We start from the raw sequence: 22,885 nt of genomic DNA on the forward strand, positions 1-22,885 counted from the left end.
ACCCAAGAACGGTCCAGATAAAGGGGAGGTCAAATGGATAAGAACAGACGCAAGTTCCTGCGAACGGCGGGCGTAGCCGCGGCCGCCGCCGGATCGGTGATCGCCGCGCCGCACGTGAAGGCGCAGTCCACCATCAAGTGGCGTCTTCAAACCTATGCCGGCCCGGCGCTGGCCGAGCATGTGATCAAGCCGTCGCTTGACGCATTCAACAAGGCGGCGAACGGTCAGATGATGATCGAGCTCTACACGTCGGACCAACTGGTGCCGACTGCGGAGCTGTTCCGTGCCGTACAGGACGGCACCCTCGACGCAATCCAGACGGACGACGATTCCGTCGGCGCACCGGTCGACGTGGCGGTGTTCTCGGCCTATTTCCCGCTGGGATATCGCTATTCGCTCGACATCCCGGTGCTGTGGCACCATTACGGCATCAAGGAGATCTGGGAAGAAGCCTATAAGGACGTGCCGAACGTCACCTGGCTTTCGACAGGTGCCTGGGATCCGTGTAACTTCGCGACCACGAAGCCGATCCGCTCGCTCGGGGATCTGAAGGGCTTGCGAGTCTTCTCGCCGCCAACGGCCGGGCGCTTCCTCACCCGCTTCGGGGTGGTGCCTGTCACGCTGCCTTGGGAAGACATCCAGGTCGCGATCCAGACCGGCGAGCTTGACGGCATCGCCTGGTGCGGCGCGACGGAGACCTATACGGTCGGCTGGGCGGACGTGACCAAGTACTACCTCACCAACAACATCTCGGGCGCGTGGGCTGGCTCCTACTTCGTCAACTCGGCGAAGTGGAAAGAGGTGCCCGAGCATCTGAAGACGCTGTTCCAGCTCTCGATCGATTCCTCGCACTACTACCGGCAGCATTGGTACTGGTGGGGTGAGGCGCACTACCGCACGACGGGCGGCAAGCTCGAGCTCACCACCATTCCCGAATCCGAATGGAACCAGGTCGAGGAAGAGGCGCACAAGTTCTGGGACGAGATCGCGGCCAAGAGCGAGCGGAGCGCGAAGATCGTGAAGATCCTGCGCGACTACGCCGAAACCATGCGCAAGGCGGGCCCGCCGTACCGCTACGGCTGATCGGTTTGCAGCAGACGTTGAAGCGCGCGCGATGCCACGGTCGCGCGCGCTTTTTCTTGCTCATCCGAGCCCGAGCCGCGCGGCGACCTCATCCGCAATGGCAAGGGACGACGTCAGGCCCGGCGACTCAATGCCATAGAGATGCACCTGGCCCGACAGGCCATGCACCTCCGGCCCGTCAATACGAAAGTCCAGCGCAGGGGTGCCAGGGGGCTGGATCTTTGGCCGGATGCCGGCATAGGCGGGCTGCAGCGTCCCGTCGCGCAGGCCCGGCCAATAGGTGCGGATCGCGGCATAGAATGCGTCGCCGCGCTTGGCGGCGACATCATATTGAGGCTGATCGATCCATTCGACATCCGGTCCGAAGCGAGCCTGCCCGGCCAGATCGAGCGTCAGGTGCACCCCGAGGCCGGCGGCTTCGGGCATAGGATAGATCAGTCGCGAAAAGGGCGAACGCCCGCTGAGGCTGAAATAGTTGCCCTTCGCATAGTAAAGCGGCGGGATGCGATCGGCTGGATACCCCCGCAAATTGCGCGCGATCTTCTGTGCTCCGAGGCCGGCTGCATTCACGAGCAGCCGCGCCGTCACTTGCATCGGCTCCGCACCGCCGACCGCGAGTGTCACCCGCCCATCGTCCTCCATCCAGCTGCGTTCGACTGGGGCATGGAGCGCGAGCGCGGCACCGCGCGTTTCCGCTTGGCCCAGCAGGCTCAGCATCAATCCGTGCGTGTCGATGATGCCGGTTGATGGTGAGTGGAAAGCCGCGACGCAGTTGAGTTCAGGTTCCAGCCTGCGCGCGTCGTCCGCGCTCAGCAGGGCGAGATCGTCGACGCCGTTGGCCTGCGCCTGCTCCATCAATTTGTGCAAGGCCGGGATCTGCTCCGAAGTCGTGGCGACCACCAGCTTCCCGACCTTGCGCGCCGTGACGCTGTGCCCTGCGCAATAGGCGTAGAGCATCTCGCGGCCGGTGACGCACAAGCGCGCTTTCAAGCTGCCGGTCGGATAATAGAGGCCGGCATGGATGACTTCGCTGTTGCGCGCGGAGACGCCCGATCCGATCTCGCCTTCCGCCTCCAGGATCAGAACCTCGCGGCCGGCTTGCGCAAGGCGGCGCGCGCAGGCGAGGCCGATCACACCGGCGCCGACGATGACGCAATCGATCTGCGCCCGCTCCATCAATGCTCCATGGTGCGCGTGATGTAGAGGCAGGCCGCGACGATGATGACAACGCCGATGATGGCGACCGGCCCCAGCACGTCACCCCAGAAAATGTAGCCGTAGAAGCAGGCCCAGACCAGCGCGCTGTATTCGAAGGGCGCCAGCAGGGACATCGGCGCATAGCGCAGGGCGAGGATCAGGAAATACTGGCCGAGGCAGCCGAAGATCCCGACGGCAATAATCGCCGCCCATTCCAGCGGCGTCGGATTGACCCAGACGAACGGCGTCGCGATCCCGAGGATGATCACGCCGCCGACCGCGTAGTAGAACAGGATCGTGAGATTGCTCTCAGTTGTGCTGAGCCGCCGCGCGAACAGCTGGGCGAAGCACCAGAGAACAACCGACGTGAGCACAGCACCTGTCCCTAAGAGACTGTTCGCGCCTTCTTCGGGCTGCACCACCAGGAGCATGCCGATGAAGCCCGCGAACACGGCGAACCAGCCGCGGAGGCGCAGCCGCTCGCGCAGGAACACAATGCCGAGCAGCGTACCGAAGATCGGAGACGCAGCGACGATGCTCATTGCAGTCGGCAAGGGAATGAGGCTGATCGCGAAATAGAACGCCGTCAGTTCAACCGCCGCGCAGAAGGCGCGCGCGGCATGCTCGATCGGCCGCTTGGTGCGCAGGGCTGTGAAGCCCGGCTGCGACCGCCCCACCAGCCAGAGCACCATGATCAGCGACACGACGAAGCGCGAGAATCCGATCTGGATCGGGTCGACATTGTTGGTCGACCATTTGACGATGGCATCGGTGCTGCCGAGCACGAAGATTGCTCCCAGCATGTAGAGCACGCCCAATCTGGGCTTGAACTGGAGCTGGCCGGCCGCCGCCAAACTTGTCACGATACATCCCCAATGAGCCGACCGGCCCCTGGAAGTGCGGAGCGTCGGCGGGTAAAGTCGCGGCACTCTAGGTATTTTGGAGCGTGCCGCCAAGAGCGGCCCCGAGATTTCGATGCCCTTGGACACTACCCCGAACGCCAAACCGGAGATCGTGCATAGCGCCTGCCCGCACGACTGTCCTTCGACGTGCGCGTTGGAGGTCGAACGCCTGAGCCCAACCCGGATCGGCCGCGTGCACGGCGCAAAGGACAATCCCTATACGGCCGGCGTGATCTGCGCCAAGGTCGCGCGCTACGCCGAGCGGCAGCATCATCCCGACAGGCTGGCGCAGCCGATGCGGCGCGTCGGTGAAAAGGGCGTCGGCATCGCCGCCTTTGAACCGATCCCGTGGAAACAGGCGCTCGATGAAATCGCCGAGCGCTTCATGCAGGCCGAGCAGACCTGGGGTGCGGAGTCGGTCTGGCCGTACTATTACGCCGGCACCATGGGGCTGGTGCAGCGCGACGGCATACACCGCCTCCGGCACGAGAAGAAGTATTCCCGGCAGAAGGACACGATCTGCGTCCAACTGTCGGATTCCGGCTGGATGGCTGGCGTCGGCGTGATGCGCGGCGTCGATGCACGCGAGATCGCGGAGAGCGACCTGATCATCGCCTGGGGCACCAATCCGGTTTCGACCCAGGTGAATGTGATGACCCATGTGGCGCGCGCTCGGAAAGAGCGCGGCGCCAAGTTCATCTGCGTCGATCCGTATCGCAATCCGACGGCGGAGGTCGCGGACCAACACATCATGCTGCGGCCCGGCACCGATGCCGCCTTGGTGCTCGGTATGATGCACGTGCTGTTCGCGGAGGGGTATGCCGATCGCGACTACATGGCGCGCTACGCCGATGATCCCGCCGCGCTCGAGGCGCATGTGCGCGACCGCACGCCGGACTGGGCCGAAGTAGTGACCGGCGTGCCGGCCGAAACAATCCGCGAATTCGCGCGGCTCTATGGGCGGTCCAAGCGCGCCTACATCCGGGTCGGCTTCGGCTTCTCGCGCGCCCGCAATGGTGCGGTGTCCTTGCATGCGGTCACCTGCCTCCCGACCATCACCGGCGCGTGGGCGCACAAGGGCGGCGGCGCGCTCTATTCCAACCGCTCGCTCTACCGGATCGACAATTCCTTCATCATCGGAAGCGATCTGCTGGACCGCAGCGTGCGGGAGTTGGATCAGTCGCGCATCGGTGCGGTGCTGACGGGCGACCAGCGCGACCTGGGCGACGGACCGCCGGTGATGGCGATGATCGTGCAGAACACCAATCCGATGATGGTCTGCCCGAACACCAATCTGGTACGGAAGGGGCTATCGCGCTCTGATCTGTTCCTGTGCGTGCATGAGCAGTTCATGACCGAGACCGCGGCGATGGCGGACATCGTGCTGCCGGCCACCACATTCCTGGAGCATGACGACATCTATCGCGGCAGTGGCCATACCTTCCTGCAGGTGACGCGCAAGGTCGTGGAGCCCTATGCCGAAGCGCGGACCAATCACTACGTGATTTGCGAACTGGCCAAGCGTCTGGGCTGCCAGCATCCGGCCTTTGCCATGACCGAGTGGGAGATCATCGCGGAGACGCTGAAGCGCTCCAACTGGCCCGCGCCGGATGAGATGTATGAAAAGCATTGGCAGGAATGCGCGCTGGATTTCGAGACCGCGCATTTTTTGAACGGCTTCGGCCATGCCGACGAGAAGTTCCACTTCAAGGCCGACTGGGCGAAGATCGGGCCCAACCATGCCCGCCTGCCCAGCCTGCCGGACATGGCGCCGGTGTTCGATGCGCCGACGCCGGAGCGGCCGTTCCGCATGGTGACCGCGCCGGCCCGGTCGTTCCTCAATTCCACCTTCACGGAAACGCCAGGATCCAAGAAGCGGGAAGGGCGCCCGACCTTGCTGATCCACCCAGACGACGCAGCGCGACTCGGGCTCCTCGAGGGCGACCTGGCGGAGGTCGGCAACGAGAGGGGCCTAGTCTTCATTCATGTGAAGCCCTTCCATGGCCTGCTGCCGGGCGTCGTGATCGTCGAGTCGATCTGGCCCAACGCGGCCTTCGTGGGCGGCAACGGCATCAACACGCTGACCAGCGACGAGCCGGGCTTGCCAAACGGCGGTGCTGTGTTTCATGACACTGCGGTATGGATTGGCAAAGCAGCCGAGTCGGGAGCGTGACGCCGCAGCGCGCGGGAAAGCCGCATACTATTGTGCTGGGCAACGAAAAGGGCGGGTCGGGCAAGTCGACCACTGCCATGCATCTGGTCGTCGCCCTGCTGCATGACGGCTACAAGGTCGGCTCGATCGATTGCGACGCGCGGCAGGGCTCCTTCAGCCGCTATGTGGAGAACCGCAAGGCGACGGCGGCCGCGATGCTGGTGCCTTTGCCGATGCCGCGGCACATCCCGGTCGAGAATTCAACAGCCGACAGCGCAATCGCCAGGCGGGACGATGAAGCCGACCGGCTGGGCGGCGCGCTTTCCGAGCTTGCGGATTGCGATTTCATCGTGATCGACACGCCGGGTTCCGATACCTCGCTGTCGCGACTGGCGCATACGCTGGCGGATACGCTGATCACACCGCTGAACGATAGTTTCCTCGATCTCGACCTGCTCGGGCGCATCGATGGCGCCGGCGAGAAGATCCTGAAGCCCAGCGTCTATAGCGAGATGGTGTGGGACCAGCGCAAGCAGCGCGCGGTCAATCGCGGCCGGCCGATCGACTGGATCGTGATGCGCAACCGTCTCAGCAGCCTCGATGCCAAGAACAAGCGCGATATCGGCCGCCTGCTGGAGCAGCTGTCGCGCCGCATCGGATTCCGGCTCGCGCCCGGCTTCACCGAGCGCGTCATCTTCCGCGAGCTGTTCCCGCGAGGCCTCACCCTACTGGACCTCAGCCGCAAGGATGCAGGCATCACCTGGCGCATTTCCCATGTCGCGGCCCGCCAGGAAGTGCGGGAGCTGGTAGCCGCCCTGGGCCTCAACAACGCGCACGCCGCCTAGTTGGAATAAAGATAAATTAATTCAATAGCATAGCCTTCTGCGCTAGAGCTGCCCGTTGCCGCTCAGGGTCTGCTGTGGCACAACCTCGGCCACTATCAGCACGAGAACAACACTCGGGAACAAGGATCAAGGAATGCGCAAGCCGCTACGCAAGGCGATCTTTCCGGTCGGCGGGTTGGGGACGCGGTTCTTGCCGGCGACCAAGGCGATGCCGAAGGAAATGCTCCCCGTGGTGGACAAGCCGCTGATCCAGTATGCGGTGGAGGAAGCGCGCGCCGCGGGCATCGAGGAGATGATCTTCGTGACGGGCCGGGGCAAGAGCGCGATCGAGGATCACTTCGACTATTCCTACGAGCTGCAGGATCTGCTGAAGGAGCGGAACAAGGACGCCGAGCTGGCGATGATCGACAATTTGCTGCCGAACCCGGGGGAGTTCGCCTATGTGCGCCAGCAGGAGGCGCGGGGCTTGGGCCACGCGGTCTGGTGCGCCCGCAACCTGGTCGGCAACGAGCCGTTTGCGGTGCTGCTGGCCGACGACCTGGTGCAGGCCAAGACACCGTGCCTGAAGCAGATGGTGGAGGTCTACAACGAGGTCGGCGGCAACGTCGTCGCGGTGATGGACGTGCCGAAGGCGCACACCGACCGCTATGGCATCCTGAAGACCGGCAAGGAAAGCGGCCGCCTGGTGGAAGCGGCTGGGCTGGTCGAGAAGCCGAAGCCGGACGTGGCGCCGTCGACGCTCTCGATCATCGGGCGCTACATCCTGCAGCCGGACGTGTTCGCGCATCTTGACCAGCAGACGCCGGGGGCCGGCGGCGAGATCCAGCTGACCGACGCGATGGCCAAGATGTGCGGCCGCGGCCGGTTCCACGGCTACCGCTTCGAAGGCCGGCGTTTCGATTGCGGCGACAAGGCCGGCTTCATCGAGGCCAACATCGCCTATGCCCTCAATCACCCGAAGATCGGAAGCAAGGTGCGGGAGGCCGTACTCGCTCTCGCGCGAGATCTGCAGCACTGAAACGACAGGGGAACAGGCGCCATGCAAATCGCAATGATTGGAGCCGGCTACGTTGGCCTGGTGTCTGGCGCCTGCTTCTCCGAGTTCGGTCACCGCGTCACCTGCATCGACCAGGATGAGCTGAAGATCGGCCGGCTGCGCCGCAATGAGATTCCGATCTATGAGCCTGGGCTCGAACCGCTGGTCGCCCGCAACGCCGCGGCCGGCCGGCTCAAGTTCGAGAAGGATCTATCGGCGGCCGTCGCGGATGCCGACCTAGTATTCATCGCGGTCGGCACGCCAAGCCGGCGCGGCGACGGCCATGCCGATCTGACCTATGTGCGCGAGGCAGCCAAGCAGATCGCCCAGGCGATCCGCCGTTACACCGTGGTCGTCACCAAGTCCACCGTCCCGGTCGGCACGGGGCGGGAGGTCGCGGAGATCATCCGCGCGACCAATCCCAAGGCCGAGTTCGATGTGGTCTCCAATCCGGAGTTCCTACGCGAAGGCTCGGCGATTGACGATTTCATGCGCCCGAACCGTGTCGTGATCGGCGCGGAGAGCGAGCGTGCCCGCGAAAGGATGCGTGAGCTCTATCGGCCGCTCTACTTGATCGAGACGCCGATTCTGTTCACGGGATTGGAGACGGCGGAACTCATCAAATATGCGGCCAATGGTTTTCTCGCGATGAAGATCTCCTTCATCAACCAGATTGCAGATCTGTGCGAGAAGGTGAGCGCGGACGTTCACGATGTGGCGCGTGGCGTCGGCCTCGATGGGCGCATTGGCCAGAAGTTCCTGCACCCCGGGCCCGGCTATGGCGGGTCCTGTTTCCCGAAGGACACGCGCGCGCTCGTCGAGATCGCACGCCAAGCCGGCGCACCGCTCAGCTTGATCGAGGCGACCCAGGAATTCAACGAAGCGCGCAAGCTGAAGATGGCCGACCGCGTCATCGCGGTCCTCGGCGGATCGGTGGCGGGCAAAGTGATTGCGCTGCTGGGCCTGACCTTCAAACCCAATACCGATGATATGCGCGAAGCGCCCAGCCTCGCCATCGCGCCGGCCCTGATCGAGGCCGGCGCCGAAGTCAGGGCGCACGATCCGGAAGGCATGGCGGAAGCCAAGAAGCTGGTGCCGGACGTGATCTACTGCGCCGATCCGTACGAAGCGATGACCGGCGCTGACGCAGTGGTCTTCCTGACAGAGTGGAACTCCTATCGCGCGCTCGATCTCACTCGGATGAAGGCGCTTCTCAGGCAGCCGGTCGTGGTCGATCTGCGCAACATCTATCGGCCGGCGGAAATGCGTGCGGCCGGCTTCCGCTATTCGAGCATCGGGCGCGCTTAGTCGGTGTGGCGGCCACCGTAGGAAAGTGCAGCCCCGACGGCGCATAGAAGAGCCGCAAAAGTCACAAACGCATTGACTGCGTGGGAATACTCCCACTGAGTGCGGAGCTGCTCCCAATCTTCCGGAGCAGAGGTCCAGTTTGCCGTCGCCTGATTGGCGGGAAAGGTCCAGGCGAAGAAGATAGCCAACATCGCCGCGATCAGCAGCCCCGCGGTCATCGACAACCAAAACTGCCGTGCGTTACGACGTGCGAGGAACGCACTCGCGAAGTTCGCGAACATCGCAGCAAGAATCACCACGCCAAATAAGGCCCAGCCGCGATAGATCTGCTGGACAACGAAGTAAGGCTGCTCCGGCATGTCGATCTTCGCGGGCAGCTCGATTAGATGTGCGCCAGCCGGAACAAGCGCGAGAGCGGTAAGGATGGTGGCTACAAACTGGAATGTCTTGGTAGCCATCAACCGAGCGATCAGCGCGATCTCTTGGCCGTCTTGCGTCCGCTTTTTGCTCTGCGCTTGCGTGTGGCGGCCGCCTTCCGCGCCGAGGCGGAGCGCGCCGCGGCCGATCGCTTGGCAGCAGCCTTGCTGCCAAGACGCCCGCCCTTGCGTGCCGGCGCCTTGTTGGTCTTTTTGCCGCGACCAGATCCACCGGCTCTCCGGCCACCGCCGGTCATCTTGTTGATAGTCGCCCAGGCCCGCCGCTCTGCTTCCCCTTCGCTAACACCGCGCTTCTCGTACCCTGTCTCAATCTTCTCCGCCTGGCGTTTCTGCTTGCGCGAATATTTCGATTTGTCACCTCGGGGCATCAATACCTCCTCAGAACACTTTGTGAACAGCCAACAGGCTGCCCGCACCAATGTTCCCGGTTGGACGCCCGGATCGGTAGCAAGCACAACGCCTCATGAGTGATGGACTAGGGCCGGCCGCCAACTATTTCCCGGATGCGACGCGCGATCATGACGGCGGAAATCGGTTTCACCAGGACAGCGACGCCTGGCCAACGACGGAACCGTTCGTCCTCCTGGTCGTAGCCTGAGAGATAGAGGAAAGGCACCTGCCGTTCGCGCGCAGCTTTGGCGATCGGTTCACTGGTCTCGCGGCCCAGTTCGAAATCGAGCACGGCGAAATCCAGCGCCGAGCTTGCTACAACCTGAAGCGCGGCAGCGACATTGGCAGAGGTTACTACCACAGCGCCCATTTCCGACAGACTCGATTCCAGATCGAGACAAATCAGTGGATCGTCCTCCACCAGGAGGATTTGCAGGCCTCGAAGAGACTCCCACGCTTTGTCCTGACTGGACATCCTGTCTCCTGACTGAGGAATGAACTGGGCGTGCTCTCCCGCGAGCCGGATGTTATCTCACCGGCGCTTCTTCCGTCGGCACGAAATCCAGTTCGACACGCGCGCCGTTCGGATCATGGAAGAATAGCTGCCACGTCCCCGTCTCAGCCTGTCGGCCAAGCTGGTACTTTACGCCTTTTTCCTCGAGCTTGCGAACGGTGTTGGCAAGGTCGACGGCGCTGAACGCCATGTGGTCGAGCACGCCGGCACGCGGCTGCGGCAGGGGAGTCCGGATCACCACATGCAGCACCGCCTGCTCGCCGGCATAGAGCCAGGCGCCAGGGAAGCCCATGTCGGGGCGATAGCCTTCGGTCAGACCGAGCAGATCGCGATAGAAATCGCAGGTCTCGCGCAGGTTCTCGGCCAGGATGGTGAAATGGTTCATGGCGCGCACGGGCATGCGACGTCTCCTTCCGAACTGGGATCAGGCGGCGATCTTACCCGGCCGGAATGGATGGCGCTATTTCAGGATATCGGCGATACGGGCGCGCAACTCCGGCAGCATCTCGGCCTCGAACCAAGGATTGCGCCGCGCCCATCCCAGCGTGCGCCAGGACGGATGCGGCAGCGGCACATGAGTGGGGAGGTAATCCCGCCAATGGGCGACGGCCTCGGACATCGAGCCGCGCGGGTCCGGCAGGTAGCGCAGCTGCGCCAGCCTGCCCACCAGCAGGGTCAACCTGACCTGTGTGAGGTGCGCGAACAAAGGCGCATGCCAGGTCTGGGAGCAGCGCGCTTCAGGCAGAAAGTCGCCCCCATCTTCCTGCGTGCCGGGATAGCAGAGGCCCATGGGGATGATGGCGATGCGCGTGGAATCATAGAACAGCTCCGGCGGCAGGCCGAGCCAGGCGCGCAGCCGGTCGCCGGATGCATCGGCGAAGGTGCGGCCCGCCTCATGGGCGCGCCGGCCGGGCGCCTGGCTGGTGATCAGCAGACGTGCGGTCGGCGTGGCGGACAGGATGGGCCGCGGCCCAAGCGGCAGTTCGCACGCGGCACAGGCACGAACCCGCCTCAGCAGCCGCGCCCAGTCGTTGGTATCGGTCATGGAGTTGTAGATAGGCGTAGCGGCGCCAGAAAGCTATGCGTCGCCGTCGGCGCTAAGAGCGCCGGGCGGGACGGAGCTGCCGCATCAGCAGCACCTCGCCATCACGGGCGGTTGCCGGAAAGCTGGCACGCCTTTCCGGCGGCAGCGCGCGCACGTGATAAAGCTGCTCGTCATTGAGGCCGGAGCGGCGGCTGGGACTTTCGTTGCCGACTGGCGTCCAGTCCGGCGAGAGGGCGCGCTGTTCCGCCGCGAGCCGCGCGAAGGCGGGGTTGGGCGCGGCGACCACGATCTCAGCCCAGATCGGCCGGTCCTGCCACATCTGATCGCCGGCATCGGCCACCGGCTCGATCAGCCACAGTTTCATTCCGGTTTCGACTTTCTCCTCAGCCATTGATGATCTCGCCGCCATTGGGATGCAGCGCTTGGCCGGTCATGTAGCTGGAATCGGAACTCGCCAGAAAAACGAAACAGGGTGCCACTTCATCCGGCTGGCCGGGCCTCCCCAGCGGGACGCTCTGGCCGAATGCGCCCACGTCCTTGGCTTCGAAGCTCGCGGGGATGAGCGGCGTCCAGATCGGACCGGGCGCCACGGCGTTGACGCGGATGCCCTTGTCCGCCAGTTGGGTGGACAAGGAGCGTGTGAAGGCCACCATTGCGCCCTTGGTCGAGGCGTAGTCCACAAGATGCTTGCTGCCGCGATAGGCCGTCACGGAGGTGCAGTTGATGATCGAAGCGCCTTCGCGCATGTGCTTCAGCGCGGCCTGGGTCATGAAGAAGGTGCCGAAGAAGTTGGTGCGGAAGGTGCGCAGGAGCTGATCTTCGCTGATGTTGGTCAGGTCGTCGCTCTCATGCTGTTCGCCGGCATTGTTGACCAGGATATCCAGCCGGCCGAATTCTTTCACCACGCGTTCCACGAACCTCTCGCATGCCTTCTTCACTCCGACGTCGCCGTCGAGCTTGAGGCACTTGCGCCCTTGTGCCTGAACCAGCTGCTGGGTCTTGGCTGCATCGTCGTGTTCCACGAGATAGGTGATGGCAACATCGGCGCCTTCCATCGCGAACATCACTGCGACGGCGCGGCCAATGCCGCTGTCGCCGCCGGTGACGATCGCAACCTTGCCAGCCAGCTTGCCGGACGGCTTGTAGCCGCGGCCCTCATCCTGTGGTTGGGGACGCATCTCGGTCTCGATACCGGGCTGGTGCGGTTGCGACTGCGGAGGAACCTTGTCGGGTCTATCGGTCATGTTTTCATGCCCATCTGCGGAAAAGACAGGCAATCAACATCGGCCATCAAGCGGCGTTGCAGGTTAGGCCGGCAACATCGGCTGCCGACGGGGGTTGTTACCAGCAGGAGGCTTCACATGAGCGACCGGAAAAACAGCGCCTGCCGGGAGTCTAAGCCGAAGGGCTGGCCGAAAACCGAACGGCCACCCTAAACGCCTCCAACCTCGAAAAACGACGACATCAGCAGCGCGGCGGATGAGAGCCGGGAACGCGGCTGAGCGGGGCGACAGGGGCTTTGACGAATGTCAATCAGCGTCCCCGCTAGCTGGTCAGCGCTTTGGCAATTGCGCGCCATTCGTCGGGAAGCGGCGTCTCGGCCATCGGCTTGCCGACGCGGCGATACCAATAACCGGCGTTGGAGGCGTCACCCTCCTTGCGGTGCAAATAGGCGTGCACCCAATCGCAAGACGAATCGCCTTCGTCCGCCTGCGCGCATTGATGCGCCTTGTCCCAGTCGCCTTTCGCGTCCCACCAGAGCGCCTGCAACGCGAGGTGCAGCGAAGAAGGCGGTTCCTTCGTTTCCAGAGAGGATTCAAACTCGGAAAGCGTCATGGCGATGCCTTTCAATCAGCAGGAGCCAAGCTCCTTCCAGTTTCGGGCCTAATGCTCTGATTTGTAAAGGTGGATAGCCGGAACAGCACTCGTTCCGAGCTGTTGTAGAAGGACGCCCGATCGAAGGAGAGGAGCGTCGGATGAAACGCATCTATGTGCTCGTCCCGACCCTGACGCTGGCCTTGGCCACGACGGGCACGGCGCAGGACATAGCACAGTCGCAATACCCGCCGGGCTTGGATTGCACGAGCATTCCTGGGGGATCAGAGCGCGAAGCGTGCGAAGAGTCACAGCTCAGCCCGGAGGTCGGCGACGATCTGAATGAGCATCGCTCGACGACCGGCGCCGAAGAAAGGACTCCTGGAACGGTGAGCCCGCCGACTTTCCCTGACGAGCCTGATGGTGAGACCCGCGATAGCGGTCCCGGAACTCAAGGCGGCGCCGGCGGCGTGGGCAATTGATCGCGGAACGCGCGTGGGCTGGAACTCAGCCCGCATAGGCCGGGTTTCACGTTTGTGGCACGGAGCAAGGCAAAAACGATGCCTGGTCGGCGCATCGCGCGCACCGCGGCGATTACTTTGGGAGCGCTGGTTCTTCTCGTTATCGCAGCGATGACAGCGCTGATCACCTATGCCGGCTCGAGCGCGTTCCGCGGCGAAGTGGAACGGCGGGCGGGCGTGGCACTCGGCCGGGAAGTCAAGTTGGGCGATCTGCAGATCGACTGGTCTTGGTCTCCACGCATCCGGATGCGCGAAGTGATGTTGGGCGGGGCGGCGAAGGACGCGCCGCCTCTGCTTGAAGCGCAATCCATTTTGGTTCAACTGCGCCTTCCTCCTCTGCTGCGCGGTGAAGTGGTGCTGCCGGAACTGGAGCTCGAGAAACCTGAGCTCGCCCTCTCAATCGACGAAAAGGGCGTGCCGAACTGGAGCTTCTCGAAGAATCCAACCGCTGCGGCAGCGGCCGAAGTTGCAGCACCGGAAGAGCGCACGGAAGCCCCGGTGATCGGGAAGCTGGTGATCAAGGACGGCCACTTCAAATACGAAGATCAGGTGAAGGACCTGCAGTTGGAAGGCGCCATCGCGACGGCAATTGGCGAGGCGGAGAAGACGGAAAGGATCCAGCTTGACGGAAAAGGGAAGCTGGAAGGCAGGCCGTTGATCGTGAAATTCGATGGCGGGTCCGTTTTGGCGCTGCGTGAGGGAGACAAGCCCTATCCGCTCGACCTCGCGGCCAAGTACAGCGCCACCGAAGTCACGGTCAAAGGCACCGCTCTGGATCCGTTCAAGCTCGAAGCCGCTGATCTGGATATCACCTTGAAAGGGCCCGATCTTGCAGACGTATTTCCGCTGCTGGGCGTGCCCGCGCCACCGACGCCGCCTTATGAGCTCAAGGGCCATCTGCTGCGTGACGGTGACAAATGGCAATTCACGAACGTGGAAGGGAGAGTTGGTGACAGCGACATGGCCGGCGACATCACCATCGACTACGGCAGGGAGAAGCCGCTGCTCACGGCCGATCTGGTTTCGGACAAATTGGACTTCGACGACTTGGCGCCACTGGTGGGCGCACCGCCGGACACGGATGAAACGGCCTCGGCAGAGCAGAAGGAGGCGGCGGCGCAGCTGAAACAGCAAGACGAGCTGTTTCCAGACATACCCCTGAACCTCAATCTGCTCGACGTCATGGACATGGAAGTGAAGCTCGATGCCAAGAAGGTGACGGCAGAGAACTACCTGCCGGTCGAAGCGCTGGCGGGCACAGTCACGATCGAGGGTGGCAAGGCGGTCGTAAAACCGCTGCAGATTGCGATTGCCGGGGGCAGTCTGGAAGGAGCGCTTTCGCTGGATGCGAATCATAAGCCGTCCGTCGCGGCGGCGGATCTCGCGATGCGGAATGTGGACTTCAAGGCGTTCTTCCAGGGCACGCAGTATTTCGATACCACCGGCGGGAAGGTCGGTGCGGAGGTCGATATCGAGGGTCAGGGCAAGTCCCTGGCGGAGGTCATGGGCACGTCCAACGGCAAGATGTTTCTCACAATGAATGGCGGCGCGATGAGTGGACTCCTGATTGAAGCGGCGGGTCTGGATATTGCGGAAGCTCTGGCGCTCTACATTGGCGAGGATGCGCGTGTCCCGATCCGCTGCGCGGCGGGCGAGATCGAACTCACCAAGGGTGTCGCAAGATTCGACCGCTTCATCATGGATACAACCGACTCCGTCCTCTACTTCCGCGGTCAGAGCAATTTGCGGCAGCAAACCATCGTCATGGACATCTTTGCAGACGCGAAGGATTTCAGCATTCTCGACATGGATGCACCCGTGCATCTGGAGGGCAAGATTCGCGAGCCGGCCATCTCCATCGGCAAGGGCGTTCCAATCCCACTGATCGAACCCGGCGACGCAGAGAACATTTCCTGCGACCTGCTACTTGAAGGCAAGCTCTAGACGCGATCGCGCTGCAGGATGGTGCGCGACCACCAGCGGCCCTTGGTCTCTTCGCGCAGGAAGGTGAAAAGGCCGGAGATGCCGATCAGGCACATCCCGATGATCGCCGGCAGATCCGGAAATTCCGCGAAGAATAATCCGCCGATGACAATCGCCCAGACCATCTGGCTGTATTGCGCCGGCGCCACCCGGTTGGCAGGAGCTGAGTGGGTGGCGAGGATCAGGCAGAGCTGCGCAGTTCCGGCGAAGACTCCGGCTGCGATCAGGTATGGCAGGTCCTCAAGGACCGGCCAGCGGAAACCCTTGAGCATCAGAACGCCGTTCATCAGCAGCGATGTCAGGATGACGGCGGCCAGCAGGCTGACGCGCCGCTCGGTCTGACCGAGGGTGCGCAGGATGATGACCGTGCCGGCCGCGCAGAAGGACACTGCAAAAGCCGCGAGATGGCCTAGCCCCAGCGTCTCGAACCCGGGCCGCACGATAGCAAGCACGCCGCCAAAGCCCAGCGCAACCGCCAGCCAGCGCCGCCAGCCGACCTGCTCGCTGAGGATGAAGATCGACAGGATCGTTGCAATGGACGGCGACAGAAAGATGAGCGCGTACGCTTCGGCAAAAGGCAGTGTCGTGAACGCGTAGATGCCAAGGATGCCGGCCGCTGCGCCGGTCAGGCCGCGCAGGGCCACCAGTCCAGGACGATGCACCAGGATCGCATCACGCCAGCGCTCGTCGCGCGGCCTCAGAAACAGCAGCACCAGAGCCGCGAAGAGGGTCGAGAAGAACCCGATCTCGAAGACCGGCAGTTGCCCGCCCAAGGCTTTCACGTTCGCATCGCTGCACGAAAACAGAAAGTAGGCGAGGAAACCCAGGGCAATGCCCTTGATCGGCGAATGGGCGGGAGACATGCAAGAAATGAGGAGAAGGGAATTGTACGCTTGTAGGTAGCACGCCAAGCACCGGCTGCGAAGATAGTGTCTTGGCGGAGATCGCGCTAAATTGCGTCGAATGCTACCAGGCGGCGAGGCCCATCTGCTTCTTGCCCAGCGCCGTCAGATCATCGGCCTGCGCCCGGCCTTCAAAATCGACCTCGAAGTTCTCCGCGGAGAAATCGGGTGCGCTTTCGCCGGAGAGGAAAGCGAGCTTCTGGCGTTGAAGATAGGCCGCGTTCTTGGTGCAATAGGGTGCCGCACCGATATAGATAACGTTGCTGTAGCCCTTTCCCGTGTGCCGATCCTCGACCGCGTGAATGATATCGGTGTGCCACCAGACGGTATCGCCCGGCTCGACCAGCGGGATCGGCGTTATGGCGGGCTTCAGCAGCGCATGCCATTGATCGACCAGCGACAAGGCGCGCCCAGGCTTGGCGCCGCATAGATCATCCTCGGGCACGTCCTTTGCCATCGGACGCAGCAGGAAATAGATGATGGAACGTGCGATCGGCAGCAACTGCAGGGTACCGTCGCCTCGCCCTTGGCGCGTCAAAGCGGTCCAGCCTTGGAAGGTGCGAAAGGCACTGCAGACGGCGGGCGAGGGGATTTCCTCCGTCTCGGTCCTGAAGGTGCCGTCGAACGGGTCATAGGCGCGCCAATTGCCGGCGAAGACTTCCCGATAGACTTGGGAATAAGCAGGATCCAGCCAGCGTTCCACCGATCCGGCATCCATGTGAGGAGAGAGGCCGAGGCTGACATCGCCTGGCTCGCGACGCCGGATGCGATCGGCATAGGTGCATTCGCGGTCGGGGTCGAAGTGCTGCTTGCCGTCGCTCTCGAAGCGCCAGAGGCGATTGAGAAAAGCACGGGCCTCCGCCATCGAGACGCCCTGCCGCGCCTCCATCTGCGGCTTCGACCAGTAGATGCCGAAGATCTGCGGACGGCTTGATTTGAGTGAGGTGAAGTAGCGATCGCCGGCGTCGCGCGTGGCCGCTTTGGTCACGTAATCATTGCGCGCCAGGTATTCTCCGATCTCATCATTCCAGGCTTCAGCCTGAGATCTCGGAAAGACGTTGCGTATGACCGCCGTGCCGCGCCGGCGGATCTCGGCCTTGGTGGCATCGGACACCTTGCCCGCGCGAACCTCCGCAAAGTCTATCTCGGGGATGACGGGCTTGCCGGCCGCGCGGCGCGTTGCGATGTCATCGACCTCGGCGTGCAGATCGGCCTCGATCTCAGCCAGAACCTTTTCGACATCGCCGATCTGTCTGCGTATCTGGGCTTTCTTGCCGCGAATGAGTTCAGGCAGCTTGCTCACATCGATGCTCATGGCATCCGCCTTTCGCGCCTAATCTTCCACCAGAATGGTGCGGCTGATTTCGATGCCGAAACCCGCCAAGCCGATATAGCGTTGCTCCTGCGGCGCCAGCAGTGCAATGGACTTCACGCCCAGGCTCTTCAGGATCTGCGCACCGACCCCGATATCACGCCAGCGCTGCATGCGGGTGCGGGCGCTGTTGTGCTTCTCGCCGGCGGCGGAATTGCTGGAGATCGGCTCCGCATCAGGCCGCAGCAATTCGTCGGCCACCGGATTGCGGATCACGATCAGGATGCCGCGGCCTTCCCGCTTGAAATGATTGACCGCGTTCTCGAACCAGGTTCCCTGGTGCACCGCGCGGCGCAGCATGTCGACCACCGGCTGTTCGCGGTGGATGCGGCAAGGGACATCGATACCATCCCCCACGTCGCCGAATACAGCAACGACATGTTGCAAGGTTTCGAATGGCGACTGAAATGCGTAGGCCGCAGCCTTCATGCTGTCGACCGCCAGCTCGCGCGGGCCGATGCGCTCCAGCAACTGTTCGTTCTGCATCCGGTATTGGATGAGATCCTCGATCGTGACGATCTTCAGCTTGTGCTCGGCCGCGAAGGTTAGCAGCTCGGGCAGCCGCTTCACCGTACCGTCATCACTGACGACTTCCGCCAGCACGCCGACCGGCTCGAACCCAGCAAGTCGCGCCAGATCGGTGGCCGCTTCCGTGTGGCCGGAGCGCGTCAGGACGCCGCCCGCGCGGGCGATCAGCGGAAAGACATGGCCGGGCCGCAGGAAGTCACTGGCGCCACAGTTGTCGTTGGCAAGCGCGCGGGCGGTGCTGGAGCGCTCCTCCGCGGAAATGCCCGTGGTCATGCCGACGCGGTAATCGACGCTGACGGTGAAGGCAGTCCGCATCGGGTCGAGGTTGTTGGCGACCATCGGATCGAGATGAAGGCGCTGCGCGCGGTCTGCCGTCATTGGCACGCAGATGATGCCGCTGGTGTGGCGGATCATGAAGGCCATCTTTTCCGGCGTGGCAGCGCCGGCCGCCATGATGAGGTCGCCCTCGTTCTCGCGATCGGTGTCGTCGACCACGATCACCAGTTCTCCCTGGCGCATGGCGGCGATGGCGTCTTTGACGGTATCGAGTTTCATGATGGTCCTGGCAGTGAGCCTCTTCGGCGGGTCTTCTTGGCGGCGAAGCCGGTCCCGATCAAGGGCTTTTCACTTGCGGACGGACTTGAGGAACGCAGCCAAGGTATCCGCGCCCATCCCGGCCTCCTCGGCGATGCGCTGGGCGAGCGTCGCGGCCGCGGGCCGGATTGTCCCGTTGGGCCGGTCCAGCCAGTACGAGACGGGATTGAGGACGGTCCGCTCATCGACAGCGGCCAGCCGACCGGACGCCATCAACGCCTGCGCCAAAGGCGGCCGGGCCAGGGCAATGCCGAGGCCGCAGGCCGCTGCGTCCAGCACTAGGTTGTAGTCCTCGAACCGGCGGTCCTGCGGGCGTGGGCGGTAGTCCAGGCCGTGCGCCGCGAACCAGGCCCGCCAGCCGGACGCGTCGGAATCGTGGATCAAGGGCGAGGCCAGCAGCCGCTCCGGAGCGCCGCTCCCGATCCGCTTGGCCACGTCCGGCGCGGCGATGGGAAAGCACCATTCTTCGAACAGCTTGACCGATATGCGTCCCGGCAATCCGCCCCGGCCGCAGCGGACGGCGAGGTCGACGCCCTGGTCCGCAAGGTCGACCGTGCGTTGGTCGATCAGCAGGATGACGCGAAGCGGTGGATTGCCGGCCTCGAACCGCGCCACGCGCGGCATGAGCCACAGGCTGCAGACGGACGGCATGGAATTGACCCGCACCACCGCCGGGCCCCGCGGCTCGCTCCAGCGATCGGAGGTGTCGGCGATGAGGGCGAAGGCCTCCTGCGTGCGCTGGAACAGGCGCTGGCCCTCCGGGGTCAGGGCGATCCCGCGCGCCCGCCGCTCGAACACGCGCAGGCCCAGCCAGCCCTCCAGCCGGGCAATTCGGCGGCTGATGGCGCCGTGGGTCAGGTTCAGGGCGGCGGCTGCCGCCGAAAAGCTGCCGGCACGAGCGGCGGCCTCGAAGGCGCGCAAGGTGTCCAGAGGCGGCAGGGTTTCCAAGCTGTGAGCCATGCGCACAGCTCAGGCCTTAATTGCTCGTTTGTCAATAGGCTGCCGGCGCCCTTAATTCCCGAGGATCGTTCCGAATCCAAGGGTCCCTTTCATGAGTGTCATTACAGATCGTCCGAATGCCGGGCACTCGTTCGATGCCGCCACGGCAACAGCGCTGGTGATCACGATCGTCGCCTGGGCGTCAGCATTCCCTGCTATCCGGGCAGGTCTCGCTGCATTCGGCCCGCTCGAGCTCGGAGCAGCGCGCTTTGCTATCGCTGCGCTGCCTGCGGCAGCGTTCCTGCTTATCGCGCGCCCGGCCTTGCCGCGCTGGTCGGAGGCCTGGCGGTTCTTCGTCGGCGGGCTGTTCTTTGTGGCGCTCTATACGACGCTGCTCAATATCGGCGAGCAGACGGTGTCGTCAGGCCCCGCCAGTTTCATCATCAATGTCAATCCGATCATCACGGCCGTCCTCGCCATGATGTTCCTGGGCGAGCGATTTGGCCGCCGCGCTTGGGCTGGAACAGCCGTGTCGTTTGCTGGCATCGGCCTGATCGCGCTCGGCGAAGGCGATGAACTGAAGCTCGATGCAGGCGCGCTGCTCATTCTTGGCTCCGCCTTCTGCAATTCGATCACCTCGGTCGTGCAGAAGCCGCTGTTCGCCCGGCATAAGCCTTTGACGGTATCGGCCTGGAACATGGTGATCGGTGCTGTGCTGCTGGCTCCGGCTCTGCCATCCGCGGTCGCGCAGGTGCCATCGGCGTCGACCGAAGGGCTGGTTGCGGCGATCTATCTTGGCCTCGTGCCCAGTCTCATCGCCTATGCGAGCTGGACGATCGTGTTGTCGCGTCTGCCTGCTAGCCGCGCCTCCAACTTCATGTATTGCGTGCCGCCGGTGGCAACCTTGATGGGATTCGTGTGGCTGGGTGAGACGCCCTCGGTGCTCAGCCTGGTCGGCGGTGCCATGGCACTAGGTGGCGTGATCCTGGTCAATCTGCGGCGATAGAGCCACTTCAGCGCGGCCGAATGCTCCAGGTGGCGGTGAGGACCAGCATCGCAATGATGGTCGGTGCGACTGCATACCAGGACTCGTTCATAGCCAGCGCCGCAGCCGAGGCCCAGGCGACGGATGAAAACGCTTCCGCAAACGTGGCGATCCGCGACGACGTCTGACGTCGCCGGAAGTAGCGGCGCTTGGCCTGACTGCGGAACCAGATCTGGATCAGCGTCGAGGACGCCGCAGCGAGGAAGATGGCGCCCGCGATGACGAGCGCCATAAGCCATGAGTGCATGAAGACGCCAATCAGGAAGGGCGCAAAGACCGCAAAGACCGCGATCAAGACCGCTTCGACCTTGGCTGTCAGATTGTAGGTCGGGGAAATTGGCGCAGTTGCGATGAGATCCGGTGCATCTTCGCCAGAGACCGCCAGCCAGGCGAGGCCGCCGCCCAATTGTCCTGCGGCCATTGTCAGCACTGGCGCCAGCACGAGCAAGGCGCCGCGACTATCGCCATAGAAGCGCCACAGCAGCAGGCCCGCTGGAATGAGGTATAACAGCTGCATCAGACTTTGCGACGCCAGCCACGGGTCACGGACCAGCAGCATCCACTCCTTGCGCTGGAGTAGCTGCCGCGGAGATGCCGTGCGGAACAAGCGCGCGCCCCAGACAGGGCGACTTCCGCCATGGCTGACGCTCGCAGTCGCGATCGCGTAGCCGCCGAGCCGGCCGGACAAGATCACCATCGGCACGATCAGCACAGAAGCAGCGCTGACGATCGTGAGAGCAAGGTCCGGCACGCTGCCGAGAACCGCGCGCGCCGGAATCCACAGCGCGTTGTCGGGCGGCGGCATGTAGCTCAAGACCAGATCGGAATCGAAGAAGTCCCGGGGCGACAAGGTTCCGATCGACAGGATCGCCACCGCTTGCACGCCGATGATAAAGGCCGACCCGATGATCGCGGAGGCAACCTGTGCTGCGAAGCGGGTCCGCCTCGGCCCCAGCGTGTCGAACAGGAGCGCGGCGAGGACAAGCGCGATACCGGCAGCCGCGAGCGCCGTCGCAACGGCGACGCCGAGCGCCGCGAACCAGCGTAGGCCGCCGAGCAGGGCAAGCATATTCACAGCGGGCAGGGCCACCACCAGAGACATCAGGATGCTGGAAACGGCGATGGCCAGCACGCGGATCGCGAACAGGCGACGGAGCGGCGCGGGAGAGGATCGAAACAGGTCGAGATCGCCACGCCCGTAGAATAGACGCGTCACGTGCTCGAGCGATTGCGAGAGCAGGAGGAAGAAGGTCAGCAGCAAGGTGCCGGTGATGGAGGTGAAACCGCGCGTGCCCGCCTCCAACGTCATTTCGGCGTGGGGCGCCACGATGCCGAAGGCGAGCAGATGCAGGCCGACGGCCAGGAGCGCGAAGCTGATGGCGACGTTCCGTATGCGCCATCGTCCGCCGGCGGTCATCAAATGGCGTAAATCGCGGATGGCCAGGCGGGCCTCATGCCGCGCGAGCCACAGCCAAGAGGCGGGTGTGCTCACTGCGTGGTCTCTTGTTCGGCGACCAGCGTCAGGAAGACGTCCTCAAGGCTGGTGTTGCTGGAGCCGGATTGCTTGCGCAACTCTTCCAGCGTTCCCTCCGCGATCAGGCGCCCCCGGGAGATGACACCGATCCGCTCCGCCATGCGTTCGGCGACCTCGAGGATATGGGTCGTCATGATAACGGTACAGCCCTCGCGCACGCGTGCCAGCAGCGCGTCCTTGACCAGCCGCGCGGCGCGCGCATCGAGGCCGGTCAGCGGCTCGTCAAGGATGATGAGCTTCGGCTCGTGGACCAGGGCGCCGGCCAAGGCGACTTTCTGGCGCATGCCTTTGGAGAAGTCTTCACACCTTTCGTGAGCATGCGGCTTGAGCTCCAGCCAGTCCAGCAGGGCCGCCGATTTCTTTTCGGCGAGGGTGGGATCCATCCCCCACAGGCCCGCGACGAAGGCGAGATATTCGGTGGGCGAGAGCTTGTCATAGATCATGGGCTCGTCGCTGACCCAGGCAGTGATGCGCTTGGCGGCGATCGGATTGGCCAAAGCATCGATGCCGAAGATCGATACCTCGCCGGCGTCGGGCTGCATCAGTCCGGCGATCATCCGCAGGGTCGTGGTTTTGCCCGCACCGTTGGGACCCAGGAGAGCATAGAACTCGCCCTGACCGACCCGAAGATCGAGCCCGTCGACCGCCGGGCGCTGGAACACCTTGCGCAAGCTGGCGACCCGCAGCGCGGAAACGCTTTGCACCATGTTCATGGATGGTTCTTCACAATCGTGACCGAACTA

Annotated in this window: 24 protein-coding genes; 8 read left to right on the forward strand and 16 right to left on the reverse strand. The window is 63.7% G+C overall.

Annotated features, from left to right (window positions below; translation table 11 throughout):
- Window positions 1-33: 33 nt before the first annotated feature.
- On the forward strand, window positions 34-1,083 hold the full coding sequence (locus DTX69_RS08960; protein WP_119301198.1) for a TRAP transporter substrate-binding protein: 1,050 nt from the start codon (window positions 34-36) through the stop codon (window positions 1,081-1,083).
- Window positions 1,084-1,143: 60 nt separating this feature from the next.
- Here DTX69_RS08960 and DTX69_RS08965 read toward each other — a convergent pair whose 3' ends face one another.
- Window positions 1,144-2,259: an NAD(P)/FAD-dependent oxidoreductase gene (locus tag DTX69_RS08965; RefSeq protein WP_119301199.1), complete on the reverse strand. Its 1,116-nt coding sequence runs from the start codon at window positions 2,257-2,259 to the stop codon at window positions 1,144-1,146.
- Window positions 2,259-3,143, reverse strand: a complete 885-nt coding sequence (locus DTX69_RS08970) for a DMT family transporter (protein ID WP_162917021.1) — start codon at window positions 3,141-3,143, stop codon at window positions 2,259-2,261. The genes DTX69_RS08965 and DTX69_RS08970 overlap by 1 nt, the downstream gene beginning before the upstream one ends.
- Window positions 3,144-3,255: 112 nt before the next feature.
- Between DTX69_RS08970 and DTX69_RS08975 the strand changes: the two genes are divergently transcribed.
- From DTX69_RS08975 to DTX69_RS08990, 4 genes are all read left to right on the forward strand, one after another.
- Window positions 3,256-5,355, forward strand: a complete 2,100-nt coding sequence (locus DTX69_RS08975; protein WP_119301459.1) for a molybdopterin oxidoreductase family protein — start codon at window positions 3,256-3,258, stop codon at window positions 5,353-5,355.
- Entirely contained in the window at window positions 5,352-6,179 is an 828-nt protein-coding gene (locus DTX69_RS08980; RefSeq protein WP_284735647.1) for a division plane positioning ATPase MipZ, read from the forward strand. The genes DTX69_RS08975 and DTX69_RS08980 overlap by 4 nt, the downstream gene beginning before the upstream one ends.
- Window positions 6,180-6,312: 133 nt before the next feature.
- Window positions 6,313-7,197: a UTP--glucose-1-phosphate uridylyltransferase GalU gene (galU, locus tag DTX69_RS08985; protein WP_119301202.1), complete on the forward strand. Its 885-nt coding sequence runs from the start codon at window positions 6,313-6,315 to the stop codon at window positions 7,195-7,197.
- A 21-nt stretch (window positions 7,198-7,218) separates the two neighbouring features.
- Complete coding sequence (locus DTX69_RS08990) at window positions 7,219-8,523, forward strand: UDP-glucose dehydrogenase family protein (protein ID WP_119301203.1); 1,305 nt, start codon at window positions 7,219-7,221, stop codon at window positions 8,521-8,523.
- On the opposite strand, the gene DTX69_RS08995 is transcribed toward DTX69_RS08990, so the two are convergent.
- The 8 genes from DTX69_RS08995 to DTX69_RS09030 all read right to left on the reverse strand — a co-directional run bounded on the left by DTX69_RS08995 (window position 8,520) and on the right by DTX69_RS09030 (window position 12,760).
- Entirely contained in the window at window positions 8,520-8,981 is a 462-nt protein-coding gene (locus DTX69_RS08995) for a DUF1772 domain-containing protein (protein WP_119301204.1), read from the reverse strand. The genes DTX69_RS08990 and DTX69_RS08995 overlap by 4 nt on opposite strands.
- 11 nt (window positions 8,982-8,992) lie before the next feature.
- Complete coding sequence (locus DTX69_RS09000) at window positions 8,993-9,328, reverse strand: plasmid stabilization protein (RefSeq protein WP_119301205.1); 336 nt, start codon at window positions 9,326-9,328, stop codon at window positions 8,993-8,995.
- 107 nt (window positions 9,329-9,435) lie between these two features.
- Window positions 9,436-9,825, reverse strand: coding sequence for a response regulator (locus DTX69_RS09005; RefSeq protein WP_119301206.1), 390 nt, complete (start codon window positions 9,823-9,825; stop codon window positions 9,436-9,438).
- A gap of 52 nt (window positions 9,826-9,877) precedes the next feature.
- A complete protein-coding gene (locus DTX69_RS09010; protein WP_119301207.1) occupies window positions 9,878-10,264 on the reverse strand; it encodes a VOC family protein in 387 nt (128 codons plus the stop codon).
- Window positions 10,265-10,324: 60 nt separating this feature from the next.
- Window positions 10,325-10,909, reverse strand: a complete 585-nt coding sequence (locus DTX69_RS09015) for a uracil-DNA glycosylase family protein (RefSeq protein WP_119301208.1) — start codon at window positions 10,907-10,909, stop codon at window positions 10,325-10,327.
- Window positions 10,910-10,961: 52 nt separating this feature from the next.
- Window positions 10,962-11,300: a hypothetical protein gene (locus DTX69_RS09020; protein ID WP_119301209.1), complete on the reverse strand. Its 339-nt coding sequence runs from the start codon at window positions 11,298-11,300 to the stop codon at window positions 10,962-10,964.
- Window positions 11,293-12,153, reverse strand: a complete 861-nt coding sequence (locus DTX69_RS09025) for an SDR family oxidoreductase (protein WP_119301210.1) — start codon at window positions 12,151-12,153, stop codon at window positions 11,293-11,295. The genes DTX69_RS09020 and DTX69_RS09025 overlap by 8 nt, the downstream gene beginning before the upstream one ends.
- Before the next feature lie 301 nt (window positions 12,154-12,454).
- Window positions 12,455-12,760 (reverse strand): hypothetical protein, encoded by a 306-nt coding sequence (locus DTX69_RS09030; protein ID WP_284735648.1) that lies wholly within the window; start codon window positions 12,758-12,760, stop codon window positions 12,455-12,457.
- 125 nt (window positions 12,761-12,885) lie between these two features.
- On the opposite strand from DTX69_RS09030, the gene DTX69_RS09035 reads away from it, so the two are divergent.
- Window positions 12,886-13,206 carry a hypothetical protein gene (locus DTX69_RS09035; protein ID WP_119301212.1) on the forward strand — a complete coding sequence of 107 codons (321 nt, stop codon included), beginning with the start codon at window positions 12,886-12,888 and terminating at the stop codon, window positions 13,204-13,206.
- 78 nt (window positions 13,207-13,284) lie between these two features.
- Entirely contained in the window at window positions 13,285-15,189 is a 1,905-nt protein-coding gene (locus tag DTX69_RS09040) for an AsmA family protein (protein WP_119301213.1), read from the forward strand.
- Here DTX69_RS09040 and DTX69_RS09045 read toward each other — a convergent pair.
- From DTX69_RS09045 to DTX69_RS09060, 4 genes are all read right to left on the reverse strand, one after another.
- On the reverse strand, window positions 15,186-16,091 hold the full coding sequence (locus tag DTX69_RS09045; protein ID WP_119301214.1) for a DMT family transporter: 906 nt from the start codon (window positions 16,089-16,091) through the stop codon (window positions 15,186-15,188). The two genes, DTX69_RS09040 and DTX69_RS09045, sit on opposite strands and share 4 nt — an antisense overlap.
- A 103-nt stretch (window positions 16,092-16,194) precedes the next feature.
- Entirely contained in the window at window positions 16,195-17,445 is a 1,251-nt protein-coding gene (locus tag DTX69_RS09050; protein ID WP_119301215.1) for a DUF1479 domain-containing protein, read from the reverse strand.
- 18 nt (window positions 17,446-17,463) lie between these two features.
- Complete coding sequence (ribB, locus tag DTX69_RS09055) at window positions 17,464-18,585, reverse strand: 3,4-dihydroxy-2-butanone-4-phosphate synthase (RefSeq protein ID WP_119301216.1); 1,122 nt, start codon at window positions 18,583-18,585, stop codon at window positions 17,464-17,466.
- A gap of 69 nt (window positions 18,586-18,654) precedes the next feature.
- Window positions 18,655-19,584: a LysR substrate-binding domain-containing protein gene (locus tag DTX69_RS09060; RefSeq protein WP_119301217.1), complete on the reverse strand. Its 930-nt coding sequence runs from the start codon at window positions 19,582-19,584 to the stop codon at window positions 18,655-18,657.
- 91 nt (window positions 19,585-19,675) lie between these two features.
- Between DTX69_RS09060 and DTX69_RS09065 the strand changes: the two genes are divergently transcribed.
- The gene (locus tag DTX69_RS09065) at window positions 19,676-20,569 is read left to right on the forward strand and encodes a DMT family transporter (protein ID WP_119301218.1); all 894 of its coding nucleotides are present in this window, start codon (window positions 19,676-19,678) and stop codon (window positions 20,567-20,569) included.
- A gap of 7 nt (window positions 20,570-20,576) precedes the next feature.
- Here the strand turns inward: DTX69_RS09065 and DTX69_RS09070 are convergent, their stop codons facing one another.
- Together DTX69_RS09070 and DTX69_RS09075 are read right to left on the reverse strand one after the other, a co-directional pair.
- Window positions 20,577-22,100, reverse strand: a complete 1,524-nt coding sequence (locus DTX69_RS09070) for a permease (protein ID WP_162917022.1) — start codon at window positions 22,098-22,100, stop codon at window positions 20,577-20,579.
- Window positions 22,097-22,855 (reverse strand): ABC transporter ATP-binding protein, encoded by a 759-nt coding sequence (locus DTX69_RS09075; protein WP_284735649.1) that lies wholly within the window; start codon window positions 22,853-22,855, stop codon window positions 22,097-22,099. Before DTX69_RS09075 ends, DTX69_RS09070 begins: the two co-directional genes overlap by 4 nt.
- Between the last annotated feature and the right edge of the window lie 30 nt (window positions 22,856-22,885).

The sequence above is a fragment of the Dongia deserti genome, assembly GCF_003574735.1.
Classification (GTDB): Bacteria; Pseudomonadota; Alphaproteobacteria; order Dongiales; family Dongiaceae; genus Dongia_A; species Dongia_A deserti.

What these genes read in the sequence shown, in the direction of transcription:
- DTX69_RS09060 (WP_119301217.1), bottom strand. Translation starts at nt 19,584, where the DNA reads ATGGCTCACAGCTTGGAAACCCTGCCGCCTCTGGACACCTTGCGCGCC.
- DTX69_RS09075 (WP_284735649.1), bottom strand. Translation starts at nt 22,855, where the DNA reads ATGAACATGGTGCAAAGCGTTTCCGCGCTGCGGGTCGCCAGCTTGCGC.
- DTX69_RS09050 (WP_119301215.1), bottom strand. Translation starts at nt 17,445, where the DNA reads ATGAGCATCGATGTGAGCAAGCTGCCTGAACTCATTCGCGGCAAGAAA.
- DTX69_RS09000 (WP_119301205.1), bottom strand. Translation starts at nt 9,328, where the DNA reads ATGCCCCGAGGTGACAAATCGAAATATTCGCGCAAGCAGAAACGCCAG.
- DTX69_RS08975 (WP_119301459.1), top strand. Translation starts at nt 3,256, where the DNA reads ATGCCCTTGGACACTACCCCGAACGCCAAACCGGAGATCGTGCATAGC.
- DTX69_RS09015 (WP_119301208.1), bottom strand. Translation starts at nt 10,909, where the DNA reads ATGACCGATACCAACGACTGGGCGCGGCTGCTGAGGCGGGTTCGTGCC.
- DTX69_RS08960 (WP_119301198.1), top strand. Translation starts at nt 34, where the DNA reads ATGGATAAGAACAGACGCAAGTTCCTGCGAACGGCGGGCGTAGCCGCG.
- DTX69_RS09045 (WP_119301214.1), bottom strand. Translation starts at nt 16,091, where the DNA reads ATGTCTCCCGCCCATTCGCCGATCAAGGGCATTGCCCTGGGTTTCCTC.
- DTX69_RS08990 (WP_119301203.1), top strand. Translation starts at nt 7,219, where the DNA reads ATGCAAATCGCAATGATTGGAGCCGGCTACGTTGGCCTGGTGTCTGGC.
- DTX69_RS09020 (WP_119301209.1), bottom strand. Translation starts at nt 11,300, where the DNA reads ATGGCTGAGGAGAAAGTCGAAACCGGAATGAAACTGTGGCTGATCGAG.
- DTX69_RS08995 (WP_119301204.1), bottom strand. Translation starts at nt 8,981, where the DNA reads ATGGCTACCAAGACATTCCAGTTTGTAGCCACCATCCTTACCGCTCTC.
- DTX69_RS09005 (WP_119301206.1), bottom strand. Translation starts at nt 9,825, where the DNA reads ATGTCCAGTCAGGACAAAGCGTGGGAGTCTCTTCGAGGCCTGCAAATC.
- ribB (WP_119301216.1), bottom strand. Translation starts at nt 18,585, where the DNA reads ATGAAACTCGATACCGTCAAAGACGCCATCGCCGCCATGCGCCAGGGA.
- DTX69_RS09035 (WP_119301212.1), top strand. Translation starts at nt 12,886, where the DNA reads ATGAAACGCATCTATGTGCTCGTCCCGACCCTGACGCTGGCCTTGGCC.
- DTX69_RS09065 (WP_119301218.1), top strand. Translation starts at nt 19,676, where the DNA reads ATGAGTGTCATTACAGATCGTCCGAATGCCGGGCACTCGTTCGATGCC.
- galU (WP_119301202.1), top strand. Translation starts at nt 6,313, where the DNA reads ATGCGCAAGCCGCTACGCAAGGCGATCTTTCCGGTCGGCGGGTTGGGG.
- DTX69_RS09010 (WP_119301207.1), bottom strand. Translation starts at nt 10,264, where the DNA reads ATGCCCGTGCGCGCCATGAACCATTTCACCATCCTGGCCGAGAACCTG.
- DTX69_RS09040 (WP_119301213.1), top strand. Translation starts at nt 13,285, where the DNA reads ATGCCTGGTCGGCGCATCGCGCGCACCGCGGCGATTACTTTGGGAGCG.
- DTX69_RS09025 (WP_119301210.1), bottom strand. Translation starts at nt 12,153, where the DNA reads ATGACCGATAGACCCGACAAGGTTCCTCCGCAGTCGCAACCGCACCAG.
- DTX69_RS08965 (WP_119301199.1), bottom strand. Translation starts at nt 2,259, where the DNA reads ATGGAGCGGGCGCAGATCGATTGCGTCATCGTCGGCGCCGGTGTGATC.